The 23,459-nt window shown below is 62.3% G+C and carries 17 protein-coding genes and 3 rRNA genes; 15 read left to right on the top strand and 5 right to left on the bottom strand.

The genetic code is table 11. The features are described from left to right. Positions 1–305: 305 nt before the first annotated feature. Both Pcatena_RS06340 and Pcatena_RS06335 read left to right on the top strand, forming a co-directional pair. A complete protein-coding gene (locus tag Pcatena_RS06340) occupies positions 306–1,400 on the top strand; it encodes a glycerol dehydrogenase (protein ID WP_126422657.1) in 1,095 nt (364 codons plus the stop codon). A gap of 72 nt (positions 1,401–1,472) precedes the next feature. Next, positions 1,473–1,763, top strand: a complete 291-nt coding sequence (locus Pcatena_RS06335) for a PTS sugar transporter subunit IIB (RefSeq protein ID WP_126422654.1) — start codon at positions 1,473–1,475, stop codon at positions 1,761–1,763. Positions 1,764–2,136: 373 nt separating this feature from the next. Here the strand turns inward: Pcatena_RS06335 and fucO are convergent, their stop codons facing one another. Next, positions 2,137–3,306: a lactaldehyde reductase gene (fucO, locus tag Pcatena_RS06325; protein ID WP_126422652.1), complete on the bottom strand. Its 1,170-nt coding sequence runs from the start codon at positions 3,304–3,306 to the stop codon at positions 2,137–2,139. Positions 3,307–3,517: 211 nt separating this feature from the next. After that, a complete protein-coding gene (locus Pcatena_RS06320) occupies positions 3,518–4,330 on the bottom strand; it encodes an SDR family oxidoreductase (RefSeq protein ID WP_408634296.1) in 813 nt (270 codons plus the stop codon). Positions 4,331–4,690: 360 nt separating this feature from the next. On the opposite strand from Pcatena_RS06320, the gene Pcatena_RS06315 reads away from it, so the two are divergent. The 6 genes from Pcatena_RS06315 to Pcatena_RS06290 all read left to right on the top strand — a co-directional run bounded on the left by Pcatena_RS06315 (position 4,691) and on the right by Pcatena_RS06290 (position 13,360). Continuing rightward, a complete protein-coding gene (locus tag Pcatena_RS06315) occupies positions 4,691–5,587 on the top strand; it encodes an SIS domain-containing protein (protein WP_126422649.1) in 897 nt (298 codons plus the stop codon). A gap of 213 nt (positions 5,588–5,800) precedes the next feature. Then, on the top strand, positions 5,801–7,525 hold the full coding sequence (locus Pcatena_RS06310) for a phospho-sugar mutase (protein WP_126422647.1): 1,725 nt from the start codon (positions 5,801–5,803) through the stop codon (positions 7,523–7,525). 413 nt (positions 7,526–7,938) lie between these two features. Then, positions 7,939–9,455: ribosomal RNA gene (locus Pcatena_RS06305) — 16S ribosomal RNA — on the top strand. A 215-nt stretch (positions 9,456–9,670) separates the two neighbouring features. After that, positions 9,671–12,617 (top strand): 23S ribosomal RNA (locus tag Pcatena_RS06300). 124 nt (positions 12,618–12,741) lie between these two features. Next, positions 12,742–12,857, top strand: a 5S ribosomal RNA gene (gene rrf / locus Pcatena_RS06295). Together the 16S, 23S and 5S rRNA genes form the textbook arrangement of a ribosomal RNA operon. Before the next feature lie 98 nt (positions 12,858–12,955). Beyond that, positions 12,956–13,360 carry a GtrA family protein gene (locus Pcatena_RS06290; protein WP_126422645.1) on the top strand — a complete coding sequence of 135 codons (405 nt, stop codon included), beginning with the start codon at positions 12,956–12,958 and terminating at the stop codon, positions 13,358–13,360. A gap of 90 nt (positions 13,361–13,450) precedes the next feature. Here the strand turns inward: Pcatena_RS06290 and Pcatena_RS06285 are convergent, their stop codons facing one another. Then, a complete protein-coding gene (locus Pcatena_RS06285) occupies positions 13,451–14,416 on the bottom strand; it encodes a glycosyltransferase family 2 protein (RefSeq protein ID WP_126422643.1) in 966 nt (321 codons plus the stop codon). A 32-nt stretch (positions 14,417–14,448) separates the two neighbouring features. Further along, the gene (locus Pcatena_RS06280; RefSeq protein ID WP_126422641.1) at positions 14,449–16,611 is read right to left on the bottom strand and encodes an alkaline phosphatase family protein; all 2,163 of its coding nucleotides are present in this window, start codon (positions 16,609–16,611) and stop codon (positions 14,449–14,451) included. 138 nt (positions 16,612–16,749) lie between these two features. Here Pcatena_RS06280 and Pcatena_RS08145 point away from each other — a divergent pair, with 138 nt between their 5' ends. From Pcatena_RS08145 to Pcatena_RS06265, 4 genes are all read left to right on the top strand, one after another. After that, positions 16,750–16,920 (top strand): hypothetical protein, encoded by a 171-nt coding sequence (locus Pcatena_RS08145; RefSeq protein ID WP_172596400.1) that lies wholly within the window; start codon positions 16,750–16,752, stop codon positions 16,918–16,920. A 176-nt stretch (positions 16,921–17,096) separates the two neighbouring features. After that, positions 17,097–18,311 (top strand): AAA family ATPase, encoded by a 1,215-nt coding sequence (locus tag Pcatena_RS06275; RefSeq protein WP_172596399.1) that lies wholly within the window; start codon positions 17,097–17,099, stop codon positions 18,309–18,311. Next, positions 18,304–18,918 carry a hypothetical protein gene (locus Pcatena_RS06270; RefSeq protein WP_126422637.1) on the top strand — a complete coding sequence of 205 codons (615 nt, stop codon included), beginning with the start codon at positions 18,304–18,306 and terminating at the stop codon, positions 18,916–18,918. The genes Pcatena_RS06275 and Pcatena_RS06270 overlap by 8 nt, the downstream gene beginning before the upstream one ends. After that, entirely contained in the window at positions 18,903–19,466 is a 564-nt protein-coding gene (locus tag Pcatena_RS06265) for a hypothetical protein (RefSeq protein ID WP_126422635.1), read from the top strand. Before Pcatena_RS06270 ends, Pcatena_RS06265 begins: the two co-directional genes overlap by 16 nt. 385 nt (positions 19,467–19,851) lie before the next feature. Here Pcatena_RS06265 and ilvD read toward each other — a convergent pair whose 3' ends face one another. Next, positions 19,852–21,492, bottom strand: coding sequence for a dihydroxy-acid dehydratase (ilvD, locus tag Pcatena_RS06260; RefSeq protein ID WP_126422633.1), 1,641 nt, complete (start codon positions 21,490–21,492; stop codon positions 19,852–19,854). A 483-nt stretch (positions 21,493–21,975) separates the two neighbouring features. Between ilvD and Pcatena_RS06255 the strand changes: the two genes are divergently transcribed. The 3 genes from Pcatena_RS06255 to Pcatena_RS06245 all read left to right on the top strand — a co-directional run bounded on the left by Pcatena_RS06255 (position 21,976) and on the right by Pcatena_RS06245 (position 23,406). Then, positions 21,976–22,602: a bifunctional 4-hydroxy-2-oxoglutarate aldolase/2-dehydro-3-deoxy-phosphogluconate aldolase gene (locus Pcatena_RS06255; protein ID WP_126422631.1), complete on the top strand. Its 627-nt coding sequence runs from the start codon at positions 21,976–21,978 to the stop codon at positions 22,600–22,602. 2 nt (positions 22,603–22,604) lie between these two features. Then, positions 22,605–23,066, top strand: coding sequence for a PTS sugar transporter subunit IIA (locus Pcatena_RS06250; protein ID WP_126422629.1), 462 nt, complete (start codon positions 22,605–22,607; stop codon positions 23,064–23,066). 61 nt (positions 23,067–23,127) lie between these two features. Next, positions 23,128–23,406 carry a PTS sugar transporter subunit IIB gene (locus Pcatena_RS06245; protein ID WP_126422627.1) on the top strand — a complete coding sequence of 93 codons (279 nt, stop codon included), beginning with the start codon at positions 23,128–23,130 and terminating at the stop codon, positions 23,404–23,406. The last annotated feature ends 53 nt before the right edge of the window (positions 23,407–23,459 follow it).

The following is a 23,459-nucleotide window of genomic DNA, read 5'->3' as shown; positions in this document are numbered from 1 at the left end:
GTCTTGATGCGCTCCTTCGTGAGGGTCGTGTTCTCGTGAAGCAGCCAGTTCCTCACGAGCATGAGGTGCAGCTCCCGATGCTGCTGCCCGAGTATGCCTCTGCCGGGCCGCGGGCACAGCGTCTGCGCGGGCCTGCGGCACAAATGGCTTGCCATCGCTGGTCAACTGCGGTGAGCGGCGGCGGCGAGCGGCAAAGGGCCCTCGCCGCGCTGCTTCCGCAATCGCTTGCCGAGTCCTGACTCGCCCCACCTCCTTTCGCCCCTAAACTAAAGGGGTCTGTGAATCGCTTAGGAGAAGGAGCGTTCATGTCCAAGATCTTCAACAGTCCCAGCAAGTACATCCAGGGTCCCGACGAGCTCGCCAAGCTCGGCGGCTACGTTGACCCGCTCGGTACCAAGGCCCTCGTCATCAACACGCCCTCCGGCGTCAAGCGCGTGGGTGCCAAGGTCGAGGCCGGCTTTGCCGAGGCCAAGGCCACGCCCGTCTACGAGGACTTCAACGGCGAGTGCTCCGAGAACGAGGTCAACCGCCTCGTCGAGGTTGCAAAGGCCAACGGCTGCGACGTCATCGTGGGCATCGGCGGCGGCAAGACGCTCGACACCGCCAAGGCCACGGCCTACTTCATGGGCTGCCCCGTCGTGATCTGCCCCACCATCGCCAGCTCCGACGCCCCCTGCAGTGCCCTGTCCGTCCTCTACACCGATGACGGCCAGTTCGACCGCTACCTGTTCCTGCCGGCCAATCCCAACATCGTCCTCATGGACACCACGGTCATCGCGGCGAGCCCCGTTCGCCTCACCGTCTCCGGCATGGGCGACGCGCTTGCCACCTACTTCGAGGCCCAGGCCACGCACGATGCAGACGGTGCCACCTGCGCCGGCGGCAAGGGCGGTCTGGCGGCCCTGCAGCTTGCCCGCCTGTGCTATGACACGCTGATGGAGGATGGCGTCAAGGCCAAGGTGGCCCTCGAGGCCGGCGCCCTCACGCCCGCCGTCGAGCACATCATCGAGGCAAACACGCTGCTCTCCGGTATCGGCTTCGAGAGCTCGGGCTTGGCCGCCGCGCACGCCATCCACAACGGCCTCACGCTGCTGCCCGAGTGCCACGGCATGTACCACGGCGAGAAGGTCGCCTTCGGCACGCTTGCCCAGCTCGTGCTCGCCAACGCCTCCACCGAGCAGCTCGAGGAGGTCCTCGGCTTCTGCATCGAGGTGGGCCTGCCCGTCACCCTGGGCGAGCTCGGCGTCGAGGAGGTCACGCGCGAGAAGGCCATGATCGTGGCGAAGGCCGCGTGCGCCCCGGACGACACCATGGGCAACATGCCGTTCGACGTCACGCCCGAGATGGTCGCCGATGCCATCCTCGGCGCCGACGCGCTGGGTCACTACTATCTGGACTAGGCCATCAACGATTTGCCTAGTTCGGGCGCGCCGGCCGCTTGGCTGGCGCGCCCTTTTTCGTAGGGAGGCACCATGCGCATCAAGTCGATCATGTGCTGTTGCGGGGGCGGCGTGGGCAGCTCGTTCATCGTGCAGATGAACGTCGAGAGCCTGCTCAAGAAGCACGGCATCGAGGGCGTGAGCGTAGACCACGTCTCCGTGTCAGAGATCTCCATGCACAAGGTGGACCTCTATGTGGTGGGGAGCGATCTTGCGCCGTTCTTGAAGGACAAGCCACGCGTCGTCACACTCGACAACATCATGTCCATGCCCGAGCTCGAGGAGAAGCCGCTCGCCGCCTTCGCCGCCGCCGAGGCCGAGTAGCCGCGGCGTCCGCGCTGCTGCGCAAGCACGACGGCCGTGGCCGTGCCGCCCTTGTTCGTGATCGAGACGAGCAGCTCGCCCACGCCGGCCTTCTCGAGAGCCTCTGCAAGCTCAGGCCTCACGTTGACGTAGGGGGCTGCCATCCTCGCGGCTGAGCGTCTCCACGATGCGGAAGTCAAAGCCGCCCGGCAAGCGGTGCGAGCGCCTTGAACGCCGCCTCCCTCGCGGCAAAGCGCTTGGCGAGAAACTCGGCTGGGTCGTGTCACGTCTCGCTCAATCAATCGTGGCCGATGGCCGCAGACACAAAAGGAGCCCCTCCCGCCTAGGCGAGAGGGGCTCGGTGCGCTTTGCGCGAGAAGTCGTGCGACGAGTGCTAGGCGCTCGGGCAGATCTTCTTGAAGAGAGCGACGACGTCGTCGTGGTTAGCCTCACGCGGGTTGCCCGGGAAGCAGGCGTCAGCCATGGCGTCGGTGGCGAGCTGGTCGATCTCATCGGCCTTCATGGCCTCGCAGACGTGCGGGATGTTGACGTCGGCGGAGAGCTGCTTGACGGCGGCGATGGCGGCGTCGGCGGCCTCGTCCTCGCTCATGCCCGTGGTGTCAACGCCCATGGCCACGGCGACCTCGGCGAGGCGCTTGGTCACGACGGGCTTGTTGAACTCCATGGCGATCGGGAGCAGCATGGCGCAGGCGACGCCGTGCGGGGTGTCATAGTGCGCGGAGAGCGTGTGCGCCATGGCGTGGTCGATGCCCAGGCCCACGTTGGAGAAGCCCATGCCGGCGATGTACTGGCCCAGGGCCATGCCCTCGCGGCCGCTGCCGGGCTGTCCGCTCTTGGCCTCAGCCACGGAGTCGCGCAGGTTCTTGGAGATGAGCTGGATGGCCTTGAAGTGGAACATGTCGGAGAGCTCCCAGGCACCCTTGGTGGTGTAGCCCTCGATGGCGTGCGTCAGCGCGTCCATGCCGGTGGCGGCGGTGAGGCCGGCGGGCATGGAGGCCATCATGTCGGGGTCGACGACGGCGACGTCGGGGATGTCGTTGGTGTCGACGCAGACGAACTTGCGGACCTTCTCGGGGTCGGTGATCACGTAGTTGATCGTGACCTCAGCGGCGGTGCCGGCCGTGGTGGGGACGGCGATGGTGAACGTGGCGTGCTTCTTGGTGTCGGCAACGCCCTCGAGGGAGCGGACGTCGGCGAACTCGGGGTTCTCGACGATGATGCCGATGCCCTTGCAGGTGTCCATGGAGGAGCCGCCGCCGATGGCGACCATCATGTCAGCGCCGGACGCCTTGTAGGCCTCGACGCCGTCCTTGACGTTCTGAATGGTGGGGTTGGGCTTGATCTCGGAGTAGAGCGTCCAGGGGATGCCGGCGGCGTCGAGCTCGTTGGTGACCTTGGCGGTGACGCCGAACTTCACGAGGTCGGGGTCAGAGCAGACGAAGGCCTTCTTGTAGCCGCGGCGGGTGATCTCGCCGGGGATCTCCTTGATGGCGCCCGCGCCGTGGTAGGAAATGTTGTTCAGGACAAAGCGATTGACGGCCATGTTCCCTCCAAAGGGTTTCTCGCGCGACAGCCCCTGCCGCACTCGTTCGGCTCGGCAGACGCCGGGCACATTCCAGATTTCAGGATACCCGTTGCGCCACGAACGGCTTCGATTAATCGGGTCAACGGTAGCAAATTGGAACATAGTTCGTAATTACGAACACTTCTAGGCCTTTTCCGCGTTGGGCCACGCTTCCAGCCTCGTGAGATCCCTAGAACGGGGCCTTCGTCACGCGGTGGAGGCGAATCTCGTCGCACACGGCGTCCGTGCGGTGGCACAGCAGGTACTCCACGGCGTCGGCCATGTCATCGGGCACGATCATGGGCGTCCCCGTGAGGTCGGGGCGGGCGATGGCCACCATGTCGGTGAGCACGCCGCCCGGCGAGATGACGTGCACCCGCACGCCCTCGTCGTACACCTCGGCCGCGAATGACTTGGACATGCCGTAGAGCGCGTGCTTGCTCGCGACGTAGGCACTCTGGTTGGGGTAGCCTGCGTGGGCCACGACCGAGCACACGTTCACGATCTCCGCCGCCCTCGAGGCGCGCAGCAACGGCAGCGTCTCACGCATGAGGATGAACGGAGCGCGGGCGTTCGTGGCCATGACGGCGTCGAACTGCTCGGTGGCGATGCCCTCGAGAGGCCCCGCCTGGACGATGCCGGCGTTGTTCACGAGGATGTCCAGGCCGCCCTCGTCTGCCACGGCGCGCACGAGCGAGAGGATCGACTGCTCGCTCATGAGGTCGCAGGTGTGGGCGATGGCGTCGGTGCCATGCCCCGCCTCGCGCGCGGCGGCGTTGCACAGCGCGGCCGTCTCCTCGAGCTTCTCGAGCGTGCGAGCCGCGAGCGTCACCGTGCATCCGAGGCTCGCGAGCCTCACGGCCACGGCGCGCCCGATGCCGCTCCCCGCGCCCGTGACGAGTGCCCGCTCTCCCGCAATGTTTGTCTTCATGCGACTCCCTTTCTCATGTTGGCACACCCATTGTTTGCGATGCCGGCACATGCGGCCCCGGCTTTGCGGCAAACGGTGCCAGCTATGCAAAAAAGTTAGTCAAGGATTCATATAAGCGCAGTTAGATTGTGTCAAATAGCTAACTTTGCCTTTCGAGCTGCGGTGTTCACGCTTCCGTCAGATCAGGAGAGGCAAACACTTGCGCGAACCAAATCTAACTCGGTAATTTTGCCGCAACGGGTTTGTCCGGTCACAGTAATTGAACCTGGGTAAATAAAGTCCTGACGAAGTCCGTCGGCTGCTTTCGCGCCATCCTCCTTGGTACAAATCACGTGAAAAAGTTAAAAAGTTCGTGTGCCTGCGCCGCCGTTTTGAGTAAGATACAGCTAGCGTAGTTAAGTTCATAACCAACAAGGAGAAAGGTACGCGAACATGGTCAACGCCCTGGTTGTCTGCCGCGCCGGTGTCGGCTCAAGCATGCTGCTCCAGACGAAGATCCAGCAGATCTGCGCCAAGCGCGGATACCGCATCAACGTCGAGCACGGCAAGCTCGAGGACCTCATTGGCTATGACGGTGACGTCATCATCACCATGAGCGACCTTGCCCCCGAGATCGAGGGCAAGTTCCCCAACGTCATCAGCATCTTCGACATCACTAACGATGAGGAGATCGGCCAGAAGATGGGAGAGTTCACCGTGGCACACGACCACATCCCCTCCGCCGCAGACGACAAGAAGTCCGTTGACGTCTTCCTCGGCATCATGAAGGAGCAGGTTGCCGCCTTCATGGACACGATCGACTACGACTCCATCACCGCCGCCAAGCGCCTCATCCAGGAGTCCGAGGCCAACGGTGGCCGTCTGCACGTGACGGGCATCGGCAAGCCGGGCCACGTCTCCGGCTACGCCGCGTCGCTGTTCTCCTCGACCGGCACCCCCACCTACGAGCTCCACGGCACCGAGTGCGTCCACGGCTCCGCCGGCCAGGTCAAGCCGGGCGACGTCGTCATCGCCATCTCCAACTCGGGCAACACCACCGAGCTCAAGGCCACCGTCTCCTGCCTCAAGGGCAACGGCGTCAAGATCATCTCCCTCACGGGCAACCCGGACAGCTGGCTGGCCAAGGAGGGCGACGTCACCCTCATCGCCGGCGTCAAGGAGGAGGGCGACCCCATGAACAAGCCGCCCCGCGCCTCCATCATCGTGGAGATTCTCATGCTCCAGAGCCTGTCCATCCTGCTCCAGGAGGACTTCGGCCTGAACCCGCAGCAGTACGTCAAGTGGCACCCGGGTGGATCTCTGGGCGCCTCCATCCGCGAGGGCAAATAGCTCTCTCGGCATCGCATACATATATGTAGCGCGCAAGCGGTCCGTGGCCTCAGGCTGCGGACCGCTTTCTCGTGCCCGGCCGAGCGTCCTGTCAAGCTCGCGCCCGTCCGCCGAGACATGCCCCGGCGCCACGACTAGTCTGCGCCGGCGTGGCTACACTAAAGGTTACGAACGAATCCGCGCCCGCGGGCGCGCAGAGAAGGGGAGATACGCATGGACGACAAGATTCTCGCTGCAGCGCAGCTCTGGAAGGACAACGTCACCGAGGCCGACCTCGCCTCCGAGCTCGACGAGCTCATGGCAGACCCCGACCCCGAGAAGCTCTCCGACGCGTTCTACCGCAGCCTCTCGTTTGGCACGGCCGGCCTTCGCGGCACGCTCGGCGTGGGCACCAACCGCATGAACGTCTACACGGTCTCGCAGGCCACGCAGGGACTGGCCACCTACCTCAACGCCCACTACGAGAACCCCACGGTCGCCATCGCGCGAGACTCGCGCAACAAGGGCGAGGACTTCGTGAAGGCCGCGGCTGGCGTGCTTGCCGCCAACGGCATCAAGTCCTATGTCTACCCGCGCATCGAACCGGTTCCCACGCTCTCGTTCGCCACGCGTGACCTGCACTGCTCCGCTGGCATCGCCGTGACGGCCAGCCACAACCCCGCGCCCTACAACGGCTACAAGGTCTATGGCGACGACGGCTGCCAGATCGCCAACGAGGCCGCAGACGAGATCCAGAGCACCATCTATGAGACGGACATCTTCACGGGCGTCAAGCACATGGACTTCGATGAGGCCCTCGAGGCGGGCCTCGTGGTCTGGACGCCAGACGAGGTGCTCGACCGCTTCATCGACGCCGTGGCCTCCCAGTCCATCGGTGCCAAGCCCAACCCGGACTTCTCGGTGGTCTACACGCCGCTCAACGGCACGGGCATCGAGTGCATGAACAAGATCTTGGCCCGCGTGGGCATCACCAACGTCACGGTCGTGCCCGAGCAGGCCGAGCCGGACGGCAACTTCCCCACCTGCCCCTATCCCAACCCCGAGTTCCGCGAGGCGCTCGAGAAGGGTCTCGAGCTGTGCGACAAGGTCCACCCCGACCTCATGCTCGCGACCGACCCGGACGCGGACCGCATGGGCGTGGCCGTGCCGCACGACGGTGACTACAAGCTCATGACGGGCAACGAGATGGGCATCCTGCTCATCGACTGGCTTGCCCGCATGAAGGCCGAGGCCGGCGAGGACGTCTCCCGCAAGGTCGTCGTGACCACGATCGTCTCCTCCGCCATGCCCGACGCCCTCTCCAGGCACTATGGCTTCGAGACCCGCCGCGTGCTCACGGGCTTCAAGAACATCGGTGGCCAGATGGACCAGCTCGTCGAGGCGGGCGAGGCAGACCGCTTCCTGCTCGGCTTCGAGGAGAGCTACGGCTACCTCGTTGGCCTGCACGCGCGCGACAAGGACGCCATCGTGGCCAGCATGCTCACCTGCGAGATGGCTGCCTGGTACGCCGAGCGCGGCATGGACCTCTACGAGGCCATGGAGGCACTCTATAAGGAGTACGGCTACTACCTCAACGGCGTGGTGAACGTGAGCTTCCCGGGTGCCGCCGGCGCGGACAAGATGAGCGCCATCATGAGCGGCCTACGCGAGAACCCGCCCGCAGAGATCGCCGGCATGCCGGTCAAGGGCTTCGTGGACTACAAGACCGACGTTCAGATGACGGTTGCCGGCGGCGACGGATCCTGCCCCGCACAGCTGCTGCCCAAGAGCAACGTGCTCGAGTTCCAGCTCGACGAGGGCGTGAAGGTGATCGTGCGCCCGTCCGGCACCGAGCCGAAGATCAAGGCCTACCTCTTCAGCAGGGGAGAGACGCGCGAGGAGTCCCAGGCCCTCAACGACAAGCTCGCCGAGGTCGCCAAGACCCAGCTGCTGGCGTAGGCGCCAAAGGGGACGGGTTCGTCTGGTCCCACCCAGGGAGGGGCGCCGGGGGCATCGCCCCGGCGCCCCTCCGCTTGTGCCCCCGCCCCCCCGAGTTGTGTGCAAGCCGTGGAGGCGCCCCGCGCCCCTTGCGGGCGGCGGGGCGGGAGCGTATATTAACTCCTCGCGCGACGGCGCGGCGGCAGATGCCGGCGGCCCGAGCGCGGGACGAACCCTGAGAACCGGATACCGCGACCGACGAGGTCGCGCCAGTTACAGACAGCACTATTATCTAGGATGGTTGGCGAGTGCGCGACAAGCGCCTCGTCGATTCCTTTCCCTAAATGATGGATGAGTCCGAGAAGCGATAGCAGCGATCGGAGCGACGGGTCGGACCCGCTTTCAAACGCGTGGGGGCTTCACGCCCCCATACTTGAACGGAGAGTTCGATCCTGGCTCAGGATGAACGCTGGCGGCGCGCCTAACACATGCAAGTCGAACGGTTAAGACGCACTTCGGTGCGTGCATAGAGTGGCGAACGGCTGAGTAACACGTGGGCAACCTGCCCCCCGCACCGGGATAGCCTCGCGAAAGCGTGATTAATACCGGGTACTCCGGCACCTCCGCATGGCGGTGCCGGGAGAGCGTTAGCGGCGGGGGATGGGCCCGCGGCCTGTTAGCTAGTTGGCGGGGCAACGGCCCACCAAGGCGATTATGGGTAGCCGGGTTGAGAGACCGACCGGCCAGATTGGGACTGAGACACGGCCCAGACTCCTACGGGAGGCAGCAGTGGGGAATCTTGCGCAATGGGGGGAACCCTGACGCAGCGACGCCGCGTGCGGGACGAAGGCCCTAGGGTCGTAAACCGCTTTCAGCAGGGAAGAGGCCGCGAGGTGACGGTACCTGCAGAAGAAGCCCCGGCTAAATACGTGCCAGCAGCCGCGGTAATACGTATGGGGCGAGCGTTATCCGGATTCATTGGGCGTAAAGCGCGCGTAGGCGGCCTGGCAGGCCGGGAGTCAAATCCGGGGGCTCAACCCCCGCCCGCTCCCGGAACCTCCGGGCTTGAGTCTGGCAGGGGAGGGTGGAATACCCGGTGTAGCGGTGGAATGCGCAGATATCGGGTAGAACACCGGTGGCGAAGGCGGCCCTCTGGGCCACGACTGACGCTGAGGCGCGAAAGCTGGGGGAGCGAACAGGATTAGATACCCTGGTAGTCCCAGCCGTAAACGATGGACGCTAGGTGTGGGGGGACGATCCCCCCGTGCCGCAGCCAACGCACTAAGCGTCCCGCCTGGGGAGTACGGCCGCAAGGCTAAAACTCAAAGGAATTGACGGGGGCCCGCACAAGCAGCGGAGCATGTGGCTTAATTCGAAGCAACGCGAAGAACCTTACCTGGGCTTGACATTCAGGTGAAGCGGCGGAGACGCCGTGGCCGAGAGGAGCCTGAACAGGTGGTGCATGGCTGTCGTCAGCTCGTGTCGTGAGATGTTGGGTTAAGTCCCGCAACGAGCGCAACCCCCGCCGCGTGTTGCCAGCAGGTCATGCTGGGCACCCGCGCGGGACCGCCGGCGTCAAGCCGGAGGAGGGTGGGGACGACGTCAAGTCATCATGCCCCTTATGTCCAGGGCTGCACACGTGCTACAATGGCCGGCACAACGGGCTGCGAACCCGCGAGGGCGAGCGAATCCCTTAAAGCCGGCCCCAGTTCGGACCGGGGGCTGCAACCCGCCCCCGCGAAGTCGGAGTTGCTAGTAATCGCGGATCAGCACGCCGCGGTGAATGCGTTCCCGGGCCTTGTACACACCGCCCGTCACACCACCCGAGTCGTCTGCACCCGAAGTCGCCGGCCCAACCGAGGGGGGGGAGGCGCCGAAGGTGTGGAGGGTAAGGGGGGTGAAGTCGTAACAAGGTAGCCGTACGGGAACGTGCGGCTGGATCACCTCCTTTCTAGGGAGAATCGTCTCACCAGAAGGAACATCACCTGCTACGGGGCGGCCCGTCCACTCCAACTGCTACCACTGGCGCGACCGCAGGCCGCGGCGTCCGGTCCCGAGGGCTCGCCCCCGACCGCACCCTGAGAGCCGCATAGCGTAGCAACGAGATTTTCTAGCATGATCGCATCTGTACGATGGATATGTGACGTGACCCGCCATCTTGTCGAGTAGGAAGATGGTAGGGGCGCACGGTGGATGCCTTGGCACTGGAAGCCGAAGAAGGACGCGTCAAGCTGCGATAATCCGCGGTGAGGGGCACAAGCCCGTCGACCCGCGGGTCTCCGAATGGGAAAACCCGGCGAGCTTCATGGCTCGTCACCCGCCAGGCGAACTCATAGCCCGGCGGGGGGCAACCCGGGGAACTGAAACATCTAAGTACCCGGAGGAAGAGAAATCAAACGAGACTCCCCCAGTAGCGGCGAGCGAACGGGGAAGAGGCCAAACCGGCGGGAGCGCAAGCCCCGCCGGGGTCGTGGGACCAGGCACTGCGCGGTTACAAAGGACCGAGGAAGCGGAACGGCATGGGAAGGCCGGCGGTACAGGGTTAGAGCCCCGTACGCGGATCCGCGGTCCCCGCCGCCTGGCACCCGAGTACCGCCGGACACGTGAAACCCGGTGGGAAGCAGGGGGGACCACCCTCCAAGCCTAAGCACTCTCCAGTGACCGATAGCGTACCAGTACCGTGAGGGAAAGGTGAAAAGCACCCCGGGAGGGGAGTGAAACAGTACCTGAAACCGTGCGCCCGCAAGCAGTCGGAGCACCCCCTAGGGGTGTGACGGCGTGCCTTTTGTAGAATGAGCCAGCGAGTTGCGGTGCGCGGCGAGGTTAAGGCGAGATACCGAGCCGCAGCGAGAGCGAGTCTGAACAGGGCGTTCAGTCGCGCGCCGCAGACGCGAAGCCGGGTGAGCTACCCATGGGCAGGCTGAAGCGGGGGTAAGACCCCGTGGAGGGCCGAACCCACTTAGGTTGAAAACTGAGGGGATGACCCGTGGGTAGGGGTGAAAGGCCAATCAAACCCGGAGATATCTCGTTCTCCCCGAAATAGCTTTAGGGCTAGCGTCGGGAGCTCACCTGTGGAGGTAGAGCACTGGACGGCCGCGGGGGCCTCACCGCCTACCAAAGCCGACCAAACTCCGAATGCCACAGGTCCGGATCCCGGCAGTCAGAACATGTGGGCTAAGCTGTGTGTTCGAGAGGGAAACAGCCCAGACCGCCCGCTAAGGTCCCGAAGTCCGTGCTGAGTGGCAAAGGATGTGCGTTTGCTCAGACAACCAGGATGTTGGCTTAGAAGCAGCCATTCATTTAAAGAGTGCGTAACAGCTCACTGGTCGAGTGGACATGCGCCGACAATATACGGGGCTAAGCACGGCACCGAAGCGGCGGGGTGGCGCCCTTGTGGGCGCGACCGGTAGGGGAGCTTTCCGGCCTGCGGCGAAGCCGAGGGACGACCCTCGGTGGAGCGGCCGGAAGTGAGAATGCTGGCATGAGTAGCGAGAGCGGCGTGGGAAACGCCGCCGCCGTAAACCCAAGGTTTCCCGGGCGAGGCTAATCCCCCCGGGGTCAGTCGGGAGCTAAGGCGAGGCCGGAAGGCGTAGCCGATGCACAGCGGGTCGACATTCCCGCACCCCCGACGCGGAGTCTGACCGAAGGTGTGACGGAGGAGGGTAGCCGGACGGGGTTCTGGACGTCCCCGCGATGGCGCGTAGGGCGATGCCTTGTGAAACGCGGGCATCACGTGGCCTGAGGCGCCGGACGAAGCGAGCGAGCGAAGCCGGTGAGCCCATGCTCCCAAGAAAAGCACCTAGGGATCCGCTAGGGGCCCGTACCGCAAACCGACACAGGTGGGTGGGTAGAACATACCAAGGCGATCGGGAGAACCATGGTTAAGGAACTCGGCAAAACTGCCCCGTAACTTCGGGAGAAGGGGTGCCGGCGTGGCGTGGAGGGGCTTGCCCCCCGAGCGCGGGCCGGCCACAGCGAAGAGGTCCAAACGACTGTTTATCAAAAACACAGGACTCTGCTCAAGCCGTAAGGCGACGCATAGGGTCTGACGCCTGCCCGGTGCCGGAAGGTCACGGGGAGCGGTCAACCTCCGGGTGAAGCCGCGAACCCAAGCCCCGGTAAACGGCGGCCGTAACTATAACGGTCCTAAGGTAGCGAAATTCCTTGTCGGGTAAGTTCCGACCTGCACGAAAGGCGCAACGATTTGGACGCTGTCTCGACCATGGCCCCGGCGAAATTGCACTAGTCGTGAAGATGCGACTTACCCGCGGAAGGACGGAAAGACCCCGTGAACCTTTACTGCAGCTAGGCATTGGCTGCCGGACCGTCGCGTAGAGGATAGGTGGGAGGCAACGAACCGAGGGCGCCAGCCCCCGGGGAGCCACCCTTGGAATACCACCCCCGACGCTCTGGCATCCTAACCCCACGCCCTGACCGGGGTGGGGGACCGTGCCTGGTGGGTAGTTTGACTGGGGCGGTCGCCTCCCAAAGAGTAACGGAGGCGCGCGCAAGGTCTGCTCGGGACGGTCGGCAACCGTCCTCAAGAGTGCAAGAGCGTAAGCAGGCTTGACTGCGAGGCCAACAAGCCGAGCAGGTGGGAAACCAGGCTCTAGTGATCCGGCGGCCCAGAGTGGAATGGCCGTCGCTCAACGGATAAAAGGTACTCCGGGGATAACAGGCTGATCTTCCCCAAGAGTCCACATCGACGGGAAGGTTTGGCACCTCGATGTCGGCTCATCGCATCCTGGGGCTGGAGCAGGTCCCAAGGGTATGGCTGTTCGCCATTCAAAGCGGTACGCGAGCTGGGTTCAGAACGTCGTGAGACAGTTCGGTCCCTATCCTCCGTGGGCGCAGGAAGATTGAGGGAGGCTGCCCCTAGTACGAGAGGACCGGGGTGGACGGACCTCCTGTGCACGGGTTGTCGACCAACGGCACCGCCCGGTAGCAGAGTCCGGTCTGGATAACCGCTGAAGGCATCTAAGCGGGAAGCCAGTCCCGAGATGAGTCTTCCCTTCGGTAAGGGCCCTCGTAGACCACGAGGTCGATAGGGCGCAGGTGCAAGCGCGGCGACGCGCTCAGCCGAGCGTCACTAATAGCCCGAGCTCTTCCATCACTCGACTTCCCAGGTGGCGGTGCGTCACCCGTCGTCGGGCGCGGTCACGCCTTTTCCCGTTGCGCGCTGTGCGGCCCTGAGGGCCCGGCCGGGCCGGCCCCTGACAGCAGAATGCCCCTCGTTGGTCAGCGACCATGGCGGGGGAGGTACACCCGGTCCCATTCCGAACCCGGAAGTTAAGCCCCCCAGCGCCGATGGTACTGCGGAGTGAGTCCGTGGGAGAGCAGGACGTCGCTGACCAACGAGGGGCATTTTACGTGGATATACCCTGGTAGATTCGCTAATCTACCAGGGTATATTTGTATGCGTTGGAATTGACGACGTATCTGGAGATGCGTATGAAGAAGCTTATCGAGCAGATCCTCAAGTTTGGTGTCGTTGGTATCATTGCCACGGTCATCGACTTCGGCGTCCTGTACATCCTCTCACAGCCTTTGGGGTTGGACCCCGTTCTCTCGGCGGGTATCTCGTTCTGCGTGTCTCTCGTATTTAACTACGCGGCCTCCATGCGATACGTGTTCACGCACCGTGAGGACATGAGCCGCTCGCGGGAGTTCGTGATCTTCCTTGTGCTGTCGCTCATCGGCCTGGCCATCAACGAGGCTATTATGGCCGCTGGCGTGGCTGTTCTCGGGAACTCTGCGCTTGCTGTTATGGGAACGAAGGTGCTTGCCACGGCAATCGTTATGGTTTGGAACTTTGTCTCGCGCAAGAAGTGGCTGGACGCAGGAGACGCTCAGTAAAAGAGGGGCCCGAAAGTGGTGGACACTTTCGGGCCTTAATTTTTTTTTGGCGTATGTCCCAAAGGGTCTGAGCCCGTTGGGAATTAGTTGCTACTTCTCGTCCTCGTCCCAGGTGCGTTCGGACATGATCCAGCGCGGGCGGTGCTTGGACTCTAGGTAGATCTTGCCAACGTACTCGCCTATGACGCCTAGGGACAGCATCTGCACGCCGCCCATGAAGAACACGGCCGCCGTGGTGGAGGCCCATCCGGAGACCGTGCCGCCCAAGGCGTGGGCCGCGAGCACCCACACGATGGCCACGAGGCTCGCGAGCGCCACCGCGAGGCCCGTCCACGTGATGAGGCGTATGGGCCTCACCGACAGGCTCGTGATGCCGTTGACGGCCAGCGCCAGCATCTTGGAGAGCGGGTAGTGGGAGCTGCCCGCCATGCGCTCGTGGCGCTCGTAGTAGACGCTCGTGGACCTGAACCCCACGAGCGGCACCATGCCGCGCAGGAACAGGTTCACCTCGCGGAACTGGGAGAGCCCGTCCAGGGCCGCCGCGCCCAGCAGGCGGTAGTCCGCGTGGTTGTAGACGCACTCCACGCCCATGGACTCGAGCAGGCGGTAGAAGGACTGCGCCGTGAAGCGCTTGAAGAACGTGTCGGTCTCGCGGCTGGAGCGCACGCCGTAGACCACGTCGCAGCCGTCGAGGTAGGCGTCGACCATCTGCTCCATCGTGGCAATGTCGTCCTGGCCGTCGCAGTCGATCGAGATGGTGGCGTCGCAGTGGCCGCGCGCCTCCATGAGGCCGCCGAGCAGCGCGTTCTGGTGCCCGCGATTGCGGGAGAGCGAGCAGCCGCGGTAGGCGGGTTCGGAGGCGGCCAGCTCCCTGATGATCTCCCAGGTGCGGTCGCGGCTGCCGTCGTTCACGAACAGCACGTGGGAGCCCGGCGCCACCTTGCCCTTGGCGAGCAGGTCGTCGAGCTCTGCCTTGAAGAGCCCGCACGTGATGGGGAGGACCTCCTCCTCGTTGTAGCAGGGGACGACGATTGCCAGCACGGGCGGCTTTCTCATGGGGCGCTCCAGACGATCAGGGACTCAACCCGTCAATTGTAGCCCTCGACGTCCACGGGCCACTCGTTTCCCGTAAACGTCCAATCCGAGAGGTCGTTGGCGTCGCCGTCCACCTCGTACTCTACGAAGGTGATGTCATGCTTGCCGTCATGGTTGTTCCAGTAGAAGTAGCGGGGACGCTCCTCGTCCGTGACCTCAAAGACGGGGGTGCTGCTGGCCATGACGGAGGAACTGCCAAGCTCGTCGGCGGCGCTGCCGTCCCAGGCGCCCACGGCCCACTCGAGCGTGGCGGGCAGGTCGATGTGGCCGGTGGGGACCTCACTCGTCTGGAGGGGCTGGGTGGAGTCCGCGCCGGCGGGCTTCACGAGCAGGATGGGCGAGGTGGTCTTGTTGAGGCGGGCGTTGTTCCAGGGCCAGACGCCGTGGTCTGCCGTGATGACGATCGTTGACTGGTCGTAGACGCCGAGGTCCTTGAGCTGAGAGATGTACTCCTCCACGATGCCGAGCGAGCCGCGCGCCTGGTTGACGAGGGCCGTGTGGTCCTGGGACTCCGTCACGCGGTTGCCGTTCTCGTCCATGATGTAGGGCCAGTGGGGGCCCTGGCAGTGGATGACGCGATAGGCGCCGCCGGTGGAGTCATCGGTGGTCGTGAGGACGGGTTGGCTGAAGCGCTCGTGCATCGCGGAGTCGTCGAGGACGTAGGGGGAGTTCTGGGGTTCGCGGGCGTCCGTGGGGACCACGGCGTCGTTGAGCTGGTCGGTGGTGAACCAGAAGAGGGGCTTGAGGGCGTTGGGGAGGTCTCGGTAGAGGCCCACGCCGCCGAGCGTGCGCGCGCAGGAGAGGAAGTCCGCGAAGAAGGGTGCAACCTCGTGCACGTTCATGGTCTTATCCTCAAGCGCCTGGGCACCGTAGGTCACGGAGTCCGAGTAGACGCCCACGGAGTAGCCCTGCTCGTTGGCGACGTCCAGCAGGTTGCGGTCGGTGAACCAGCTTTGGAGGTCTGCGGTGGTGAACTCGCCGGCGGTGGGGTCAAAGTCGTGACCGGTGACGATGTAGGGCACGCCGTAGCGTGTGGGAATCACCGAGCCCAGCGAGTTGTGGTACCAGGTGAAGCCGGTGAGCTCGTCTGCGGCCTCTGGGTAGGCGGCCATGACGTCATCCATGTCCTTGGTGTCGAACATGTCGAGGATGAACACGATGACGTTGCTCTTGGGCGAGACGGTGGTGAGGCCCTCCTCGGTGACGACGGGTCGGGCAAGGGCGTCTGCGTACTGAGCGCCGAGCATGCCGAGACCCACGGACTGAGCGATGACGATGAGCAGGCATGCAGCGACGGAGGCCACGCGCGAGGCGAGCGGGCGCAGGCGGGCGAGGGCGATGAACGCCGCGACGACGGCGAGCCAGGCGAGGGCGCTCTTGAGGTTGACCTTGTCATAGATGGTCCAGTCCACGGGCGTGCCGTCCGCCGTGGGGAGGTTGCCGTTGAGGACGACCTCCTGCAGCAGGGTGGAGACGCAGAGGGCGGCGATGAGGGCGAGAATGACGTCAAAGGCGCGCCCGCGCGTGGCAGAGGCGGCGAGTGCGATGAGGGCGCCGACGAGTGCGACGAGGCCGAGCAGCGGCAGCCAGACGTTGGCGATGGTGAAGGACAGCGAGCTGGAGCCGGGGAGCACGACCTCGAGCGGGGCCACGAAGAACAGGCAGTAGGTGAGCGAGAGCGCGGCGATGAGGGCAAGCACGAGACGCGCGCGCCAGGAGAGGGCGGGGGCGAAGGGCTTGCGAGGCTCGGTGAGCTTGCGAGCGGCGGCGTCTGCGGCGGCGTGGGCTTCGGCGTCGTTGGCGTCGACGGCGTGGGCGGCAGGCTCCACGGCCTTGCCGGCGTTCTCGTCCACGTGCATGGCGCGCAGCAGCCAGCGGCGGGCGCGGCGCCACACCACGCCGAGAACCGCGGAGAGCGCCACGGCCACGCCCGCGAGGGCCTGGATGGTGTAGGTCATGACCGAGGGGTCCACGTAGGCAAGGGCTGGCGTGGCGAGGGCGGACCACAGGCAGGTGGTCGTGCCGGCGAGGAATAGCGCGTCGAGCGCGGCGAGTGCGAGGCGCGGAGCGTGCGTGAGGTGCGGGGTGCGTGCGGCCGTAGCGTGGCAGGCGGCAGCGTATGAGGCGGGGACAAGGCGGGAGACGCGAGAACTCATGCGGGGCCTTTCTTCATGAAAAAGCCGCCAGCCCGAGGGCCGGCGGCATGTCAGCATCGTGCCTTATGAGTATAAGCGCAGCGTGTTCGTTCGCTCGTCAAAATTACGTGCTAGACGGCCGATGGGCGCGTAATTTGGATGAGCGGATGGAGGGGCGGCTGGCAAGGAGAGCGCTACTGGGACGAGGTGCCCCTGACGTGCTGCGCCGACCGCTACGACGTGCACGTGCGCGAGTGCGGCCTGGACGACATCGCCGAGATTGACACGTTCAAGGACCTGCAGCGCCTCGACAGCGCGTACGCGGGGTAGTGTCTGGTACATGGCGTGAGTTTGAGGGGCGTCGGCGCGTGTGCACTGGCGCCTTTTTTGATGACGTGGCCCATCGCATTTCAGCATCGTTGTGAGGGATGGTTTAGTTCCGTCACAACAACTATAAACACAAAATCTGGTTATACTTGTTGTGGCGGGAAGGAGCCACTATGCGTTTGCTGAAGCTGAGAGTCGATGGGCTGACCCTATTTAAGAACAAGCGCCTCGAGCTTGATTTCATTGCGACCGATCGCGTCTCACGTGACGAGGAGGGCAACGTCTCGGACGTAACCCAGCTTGCTGGCGGGTCTGCCGTCTATACCCAGAACGTCATGGGCATCGTGGGCGTCAACGCGGCCGGTAAGACGACCGTTCTCAACCTCGTTAGGTTCGTGCTGGGCTATATGTCTGGCAACTACGTTATGCGCCAGTTCACCACGGGCGCAAACCTGATGGGCAAGCTGGAAGACCGCATGACCATCTCCTGCGCCTTCTATGAAAAGGGCTCGTACTATCTCATAGAGTCCCAGCTTAAGGCTGCGGCCAAGCGGGGTGATACTACTCGGATGGTCGAGGGAAGCCTTGTTGCGCCGCTCGTATTTGAGGACGAGTGGCTGTGGGCATGCCCCGCTCGCATGTCGAGGAAGGCGATTCTCGATATCGACCAGCTAAAGAGCGATTCGACGCTCCTGCTTAAGCGCAATGGAGGTGCTGGCGACGAACATGTTCTGAACGACGCTCAGCGGACCTTCTTGGGCGACGACATGTCTATTGTGTCAATCATCACTGGCAGGAAGTCTGTTCCCGTTGAGTATCCGGAGCGGGCCCTCCCGCTGGTTAGCCTCCCAACGCCTGTTGTCCAGGCGTTCGACTCGAGCGTTGAGTACCTCAATTGGAATAACGAGAACCAGGTGTTCCACCTTAAGTTCAAGAACGAGGATGCCGAGAGGGTGGTCAACGCGGCCGTTGCCACCGCGATGCTCTCCAACGGAACCGTGGTCGGTGCTGAGCTCGTTGACAGGGCGATTGGCGCGCTCAAGAGCGGTGGCTACCTGATTGTTGACGAGATCGAGACGGGCCTTAACCGCTCGCTAGTGGGGACGATCATCGAGCTCTTTGCGTCTCCCGTGACCAATCCGCATGGGGCTACGCTGCTTTTCTCTACTCACTATTCCGAGCTGCTTGACGTTCTGAGGAGAAAGGACAACGTCATCGTCTTGGTGCGAAACGAGTCCTTTGAGACGGAGGTAATCAAGTACTCTGACCGCATTGCGCGCATCGAGAACAAGAAGAGCGACGTGATCATCAACAACGTGATCAAGGGGTCCATGCCCAAGTATCCCGACGTGCGCGCCATGCGCAACTACGTTCGCGAGCGCGTCAATGGCTAACGAGGAGATTGGCGTCCTGAAGAGGCGCTATGTGCTCTTTAGCTGTGAGGGTACAGCGGAAGGCGTGGTTATTCAGACGCTTTACGATAACGACCTTATGGTTGTGCCGCGGAGCCGCGTTGTGATGGATGCCGTTTGGGATGACAGGCCGTATACGCGGCTGAGAAAGGCGTCTGCCATCGCCGGCCAGTACTTTGGGGTGGACTATGCGGTTGACGGGGCTGAGGGCCTTGCAATTGCGCGCATCGTTGACAGCCGTGCTCCCAAGTTCGAGCTGCCCAGGCGCCAGCAAAACGGCACGGAGGTCGTTAGTTTTGTGACTCGGCCCGAGATTGAGATGCTCTTGATTCATGCGGAAGGGGCGTACAAGACCTGGCTGTCCGCATCGAAGAAGAATCGCCAGCTCAAGCCGAGTGATTTCTGCAAGCAGCAGCTTGGCTTGAGCGACGCGAAGGAGATGGGCTTTCTGAAGGAGCATTGGGCTGATCCAGACAAGCTCGTTTGGGCTATTCGAGAGCATGCTCGCTGCGCCAAGCGGCAGCCTGGGGAGTATTTGTTGGTTGATCTGTTGAGTGAGAGGGCGTTGTGGGGATGTTCGATTCGCTAATTCAAAATATCGGTATTTGGATAATTGGAACACTAATAGGCAGTCTTGGCGAGAGAAGCGCCGGCATAATGCTGCTTGCACTCTGTCTCTTGCCGGTGTCCTGCTGGGCGTTTTGGAAATACGAATCTTCCGAATGGAAGAAGAGGATTTCATCTGATCTAGAACTGGTTAAGCAGTTTAATAGAGCGGGAAGCGATGCTGCGGAGAAGGCCGTGGTGGACGCTCTTATAAATAGGGCCACCGAATCGGCCAATTTATATATCAAGAGCCGACAGGCTATTGGCGACGGAGTTTTTCTGGCATTCGAATGGCTTAGGATGACGATAAGTCTGTTCGTCCCCGCGCTGACCATAACGTTTATGGGTATCTTGGGAGGTGAGTTTAGCCTAACTCGAGGATACTGGATAATCGCTGGTTTTATGCTCGTGGGCCTTATGCTCGACTTACTGCGCTTCATTTTAAGCTGGCGGTTGGTCAGAGCTATCTTGGACTGCATCAAAAGCCTGCCAATGCGGCTGAAGAGCTCCTTTCGAAGGCTGAAGTCTTGATGACTCGTCGAATGACAATGGGCGTTTCCGTGAGTGATTTGCGATAAAGAGTCCGAGAATAATTGTGGACCATGTCCGACTAATTAATTAGCTGGGTTATGGGTGCGTTTGGCGACCATATGAGCAGGCGGGCCGGCGCTGGTAGCGCTGTATAAAGTGTGTTTGAGGGATGCCGGCGTATGTGCGCTGACATCCCTCTTTTGGTGATGTGACTTATCGCGTTTCGACATCATCGAGTGGTTTGGATGGGTTCCGATGAGCAACGTGGGCGCGCTGTGGTGCGCGCATAAAAAGAGGCCCGACGCATCAGGCCTCTCAGATGCCGCCTGCAAGCGACACTGCTATTGATTGAAATGATCACAGGGCGGGCCAAAGGGCTGATTGGTTATCTCAAGACAGCACCCGTCTTTGCAGAACCAACCTGCTTGGCATACCGGGCAAGAAGCCTTCCGCCGTTCTCGTGAATCACCGGCTCCCACTTCGCGCGCCTACGCTCCAGCTCGGCCTCATCCACCTCAAGCTCAATGAGGTTCTGGCTCAGATCAACGCGGATGATGTCACCATCCTCCACAAGCGCAATGGGCGCGCCGTCGAGCGCCTCGGGACACAGGTAACCAACGGACAGCCCGCCCGATGCACCAGAGAAGCGCCCGTCAGTGATAACAGCCGAGTTGGGAATGCCCTTCATAATCTCCGTCACGCGATGGAGTTCCTTCATTCCCGGGCCGCCCTTTGGTCCCTCATAGCGAACCACAACACCCGTACCAGCAGCAATACGGTTCTCGTTATACGCGGTAAACGCCTCGTCCTCGGAGTTGAACACCATGGCAGGACCGCTCCAGACATGCTGCTCGGCAGGCACGGCGCTCGTCTTCACCAGCGCTCCCTCGGGAGCAAGGTTGCCGTAGAGCACCTGAATGCCATTCGCAACAGAGGCGGGGTCATCCTGTGTGCGAATAACCGAGCGGTCAACGGGGATGTCGCCTGCCAGCTCCTCACCCATCGTCTTGCCCGCCACCGTCATGACTGAGGTGTCGAGGCTCCCCTCGATGGTCTTAAGCACGGCAGGGATGCCGCCCGCCTTGTACAGGTTGATGCACGAGATGTCACCGTTAGGCACCACGTTACAGACCACGGGCGTGTGCGAGGTGGTCTGGGCCACCTTTGCCCACGTGCACTCAAGGCCCAGTTCGTCGGCCAGGGCCGGCAGGTGAATGAGCGCATTCAGCGACCCACCAATGGAGGCAAGCAGTGCCACTGCGTTGTCGAGCGCAGCCTGCGTCATGATGTCGCTGGGCTTAATGTTCCTGCGCACCAGGTCAACAACCGCGGCGCCCGTACGCCTGGCAGAGAAGCGGCGCTGACTCGTGGAAGAGGGCCACAGCGCTCCATAGGGAAGCATCATGCCAAGACCCTCGCAGAGGCAGCCCATGGTATTGGCCGTACCCAAGAACGGGCAGATGCCGGGACCCGTGTAGTAACGAAGCGTCCCCTCGATGACCTCGCGCTCGGTGGCCTCTCCCGCCAGGAAGCGAGCGCGCAGGGCCTTGGATTCGGACGGCTTGATCTCGTCATAGCAGGGGCCTGCGGTAACGATGGCGGCGGGCAGGTCGATGCGCGCCGCGGCCATGAGCATGCCGGGGATAATCTTGTCACAGCTACCCATATAGACAACGCCGTCAAAGCACCCCTCGCCCACGATCATGGCCTCGCACGAGTCCGCGATAAGGTCGCGGTGGGGCAGGCAGTAGCGCATGCCTGCATGGCCCTGCGCCACGCCATCACACATGCCAATGGTGTTGAACTCAATGGGTTCGCCGCCAGCCTCCAAGATTCCCTTCTTGACCTCGGCGGCAAGCTGCCGCAGCGGCTCATGGCCGGGGCAGAGCTCATTCCAGCTGTTGGCAATGGCAATGAGTGGCTTGTCCGGATTCTCGAGAGAGTCAATGGATACACCCGCCGCCGCAAGGTGAGCCTTAGAGATGGCCCTCTGGAAGGGCTCCAACTTGTCAATTGCTCGCTGCATGGGAAGTCCCCTTTCCCGATAGATGGAGTCGCTTGATAGGCGCCGCTGATGAGGAAAACCCCGATTACGCGGCTAGGCCCATGGTATCGCCTCGCAAAGTGTGTGCGTCTGCGACCGCTCATTAAGCATGAAATATGGAGGAAATATGTAGATGCTTAACATATGAATGCTGAGATATACAAAAGCAAAATGAAAATATGCACTTTGTAATAAGCGGAATACGTGGTAGGGGGGGGGTATCTCAAAGAATTCAAATTTAGTACTCGGTAAACGGTGCTTTATCATTTCAATAAAATGCAGGTAATTTGCGTTATCAGCCTGGCAATTTGCCGTTTACGGATTTGACCTTTACTGCTTTATCAGAAGTGAAGAAAATATGAACCAGTAATTCACAGCTTTAGTGAATTATGCATTTATAAAGACAAACGCTTTGATGACTGCAGGCCATGACTCCGGTTCTAACAGGGAGAGGAGAAGAGTTGGATGTTTGACAAGAATGCTGATTTTCCCAAGGTGACGGTGATTCTTCGAGGCTATACATACGAGCAATGCCGCTGCGTGGTCGAGCAGCTCGTTGGCACGAAGCTCAATGCCGTTGAGGTTGCGTTTAACACTCCAGGCGCTGCCGGCATTATCGAGAGGCTTAACGAGGAGTTTGGCTCCGAGGTAAAGATTGGCGCCGGCACGGTCACGACGGAAGAGCGCGCGGTTGCCGCCGTTAAGGCGGGCGCGCACTTCATGTTGTCGCCTATCAACTTCTCGGACCGGATCTTTGAGATTGCGAAGGACGCCGGTGTGGTAACGGTCCCCGCGGCGTTTAGTCCCTCCGAAATCGTTGAGATGTTCGACAAGGGCGCCGACATCGTGAAGGTGTTCCCCGCGGGCATCCTGGGCCCCAAGTACTTTAGCGACGTGCAAGCTCCTCTGGATTACTTGCCTCTCATGGCTGTTGGCGGCGTTAACGGCGGCAACGTCCAGGAGTTCTTCGATGCCGGCTGCTCTTACGCCGGAATTGGCTCCGGCATTTTCGACAAGCAGGACATCAGAGAGATGAACTCGTCGGCCCTGGCGGACCAGATTACTGAGTTCGAGAAGCGCGTGAGGTGGTAGCGATGGCAGGAGTTAAGTTCAACGAGTCGCTCGTTCTGGATCTTGAGAATCCCGAGAGCACGGCCCAGGTCGAGGGCGTACTGGCAAACCACCTTTATGAGCTTGGTAGCGTTAAGGAAAGCTATATGGGTGCCTTGGCTGAGCGCGAGAAGAACTATCCCACGGCGCTCGAGGTCGGCGAGATTAACGTGGCCATACCTCACTGCGACGCCGAGAACGCTAATGAGGCCGCGGTCTGCGTTGGCATTCTTCGCAAGCCAGTGGATTGGCGACGCATGGATGACCCCGACGCCACGACGCCCGTGAGGCTCGTTTTCATGCTTGCACTTAACGAGGCTCACTCCCACCTCGAGATGATTCAGAAGATCATCGGCGTTATCCAGGACCAGGAGTTTGCCAAGAAGCTTGCCGAAAGCAATGCCCATGAGGCTTACGAGCTTCTCGCTCCTCGATTCGCAGAGTAGTCAACTTGCGTAGGTTGTTTAAAACCGCGGCACGGGTCGCGGGGGAAGAAAGGATAGCCAGATGAAGAAGATCTTGTTTGCGTGTGGCAACGGCATGGTGACGTCGACAATGGTCGCACACAAGGTGACCGACTACCTCAAGGAGAACGGCGTTGAGGTCAAGTACAACCAATGTCGCGTCCAGGAGGTGGAGCATCTCGCCCAGGATTACGACCTTGTGGTTACTTCGGGCAGGTTCAAGAAGGGTGCCGTCCAGACGCCGGTGATCATGGGAACTCCTCTGCTCACGGGCATTAACGAGAAGGCCGTCCTGCAGCAGATTCTCGACGCGGTCAAGTAGGCAGTATCCGGCGGGAGAGGCACTGTCGGTCTGTATAGGTTTGATGGATTACC

Source organism: Parolsenella catena (genome assembly GCF_003966955.1).
Taxonomy (GTDB): Bacteria; Actinomycetota; Coriobacteriia; order Coriobacteriales; family Atopobiaceae; genus Parolsenella; species Parolsenella catena.
Note: the sequence above shows the minus strand (reverse complement) of the source record. Positions and strands in the feature narration are given on the sequence as shown.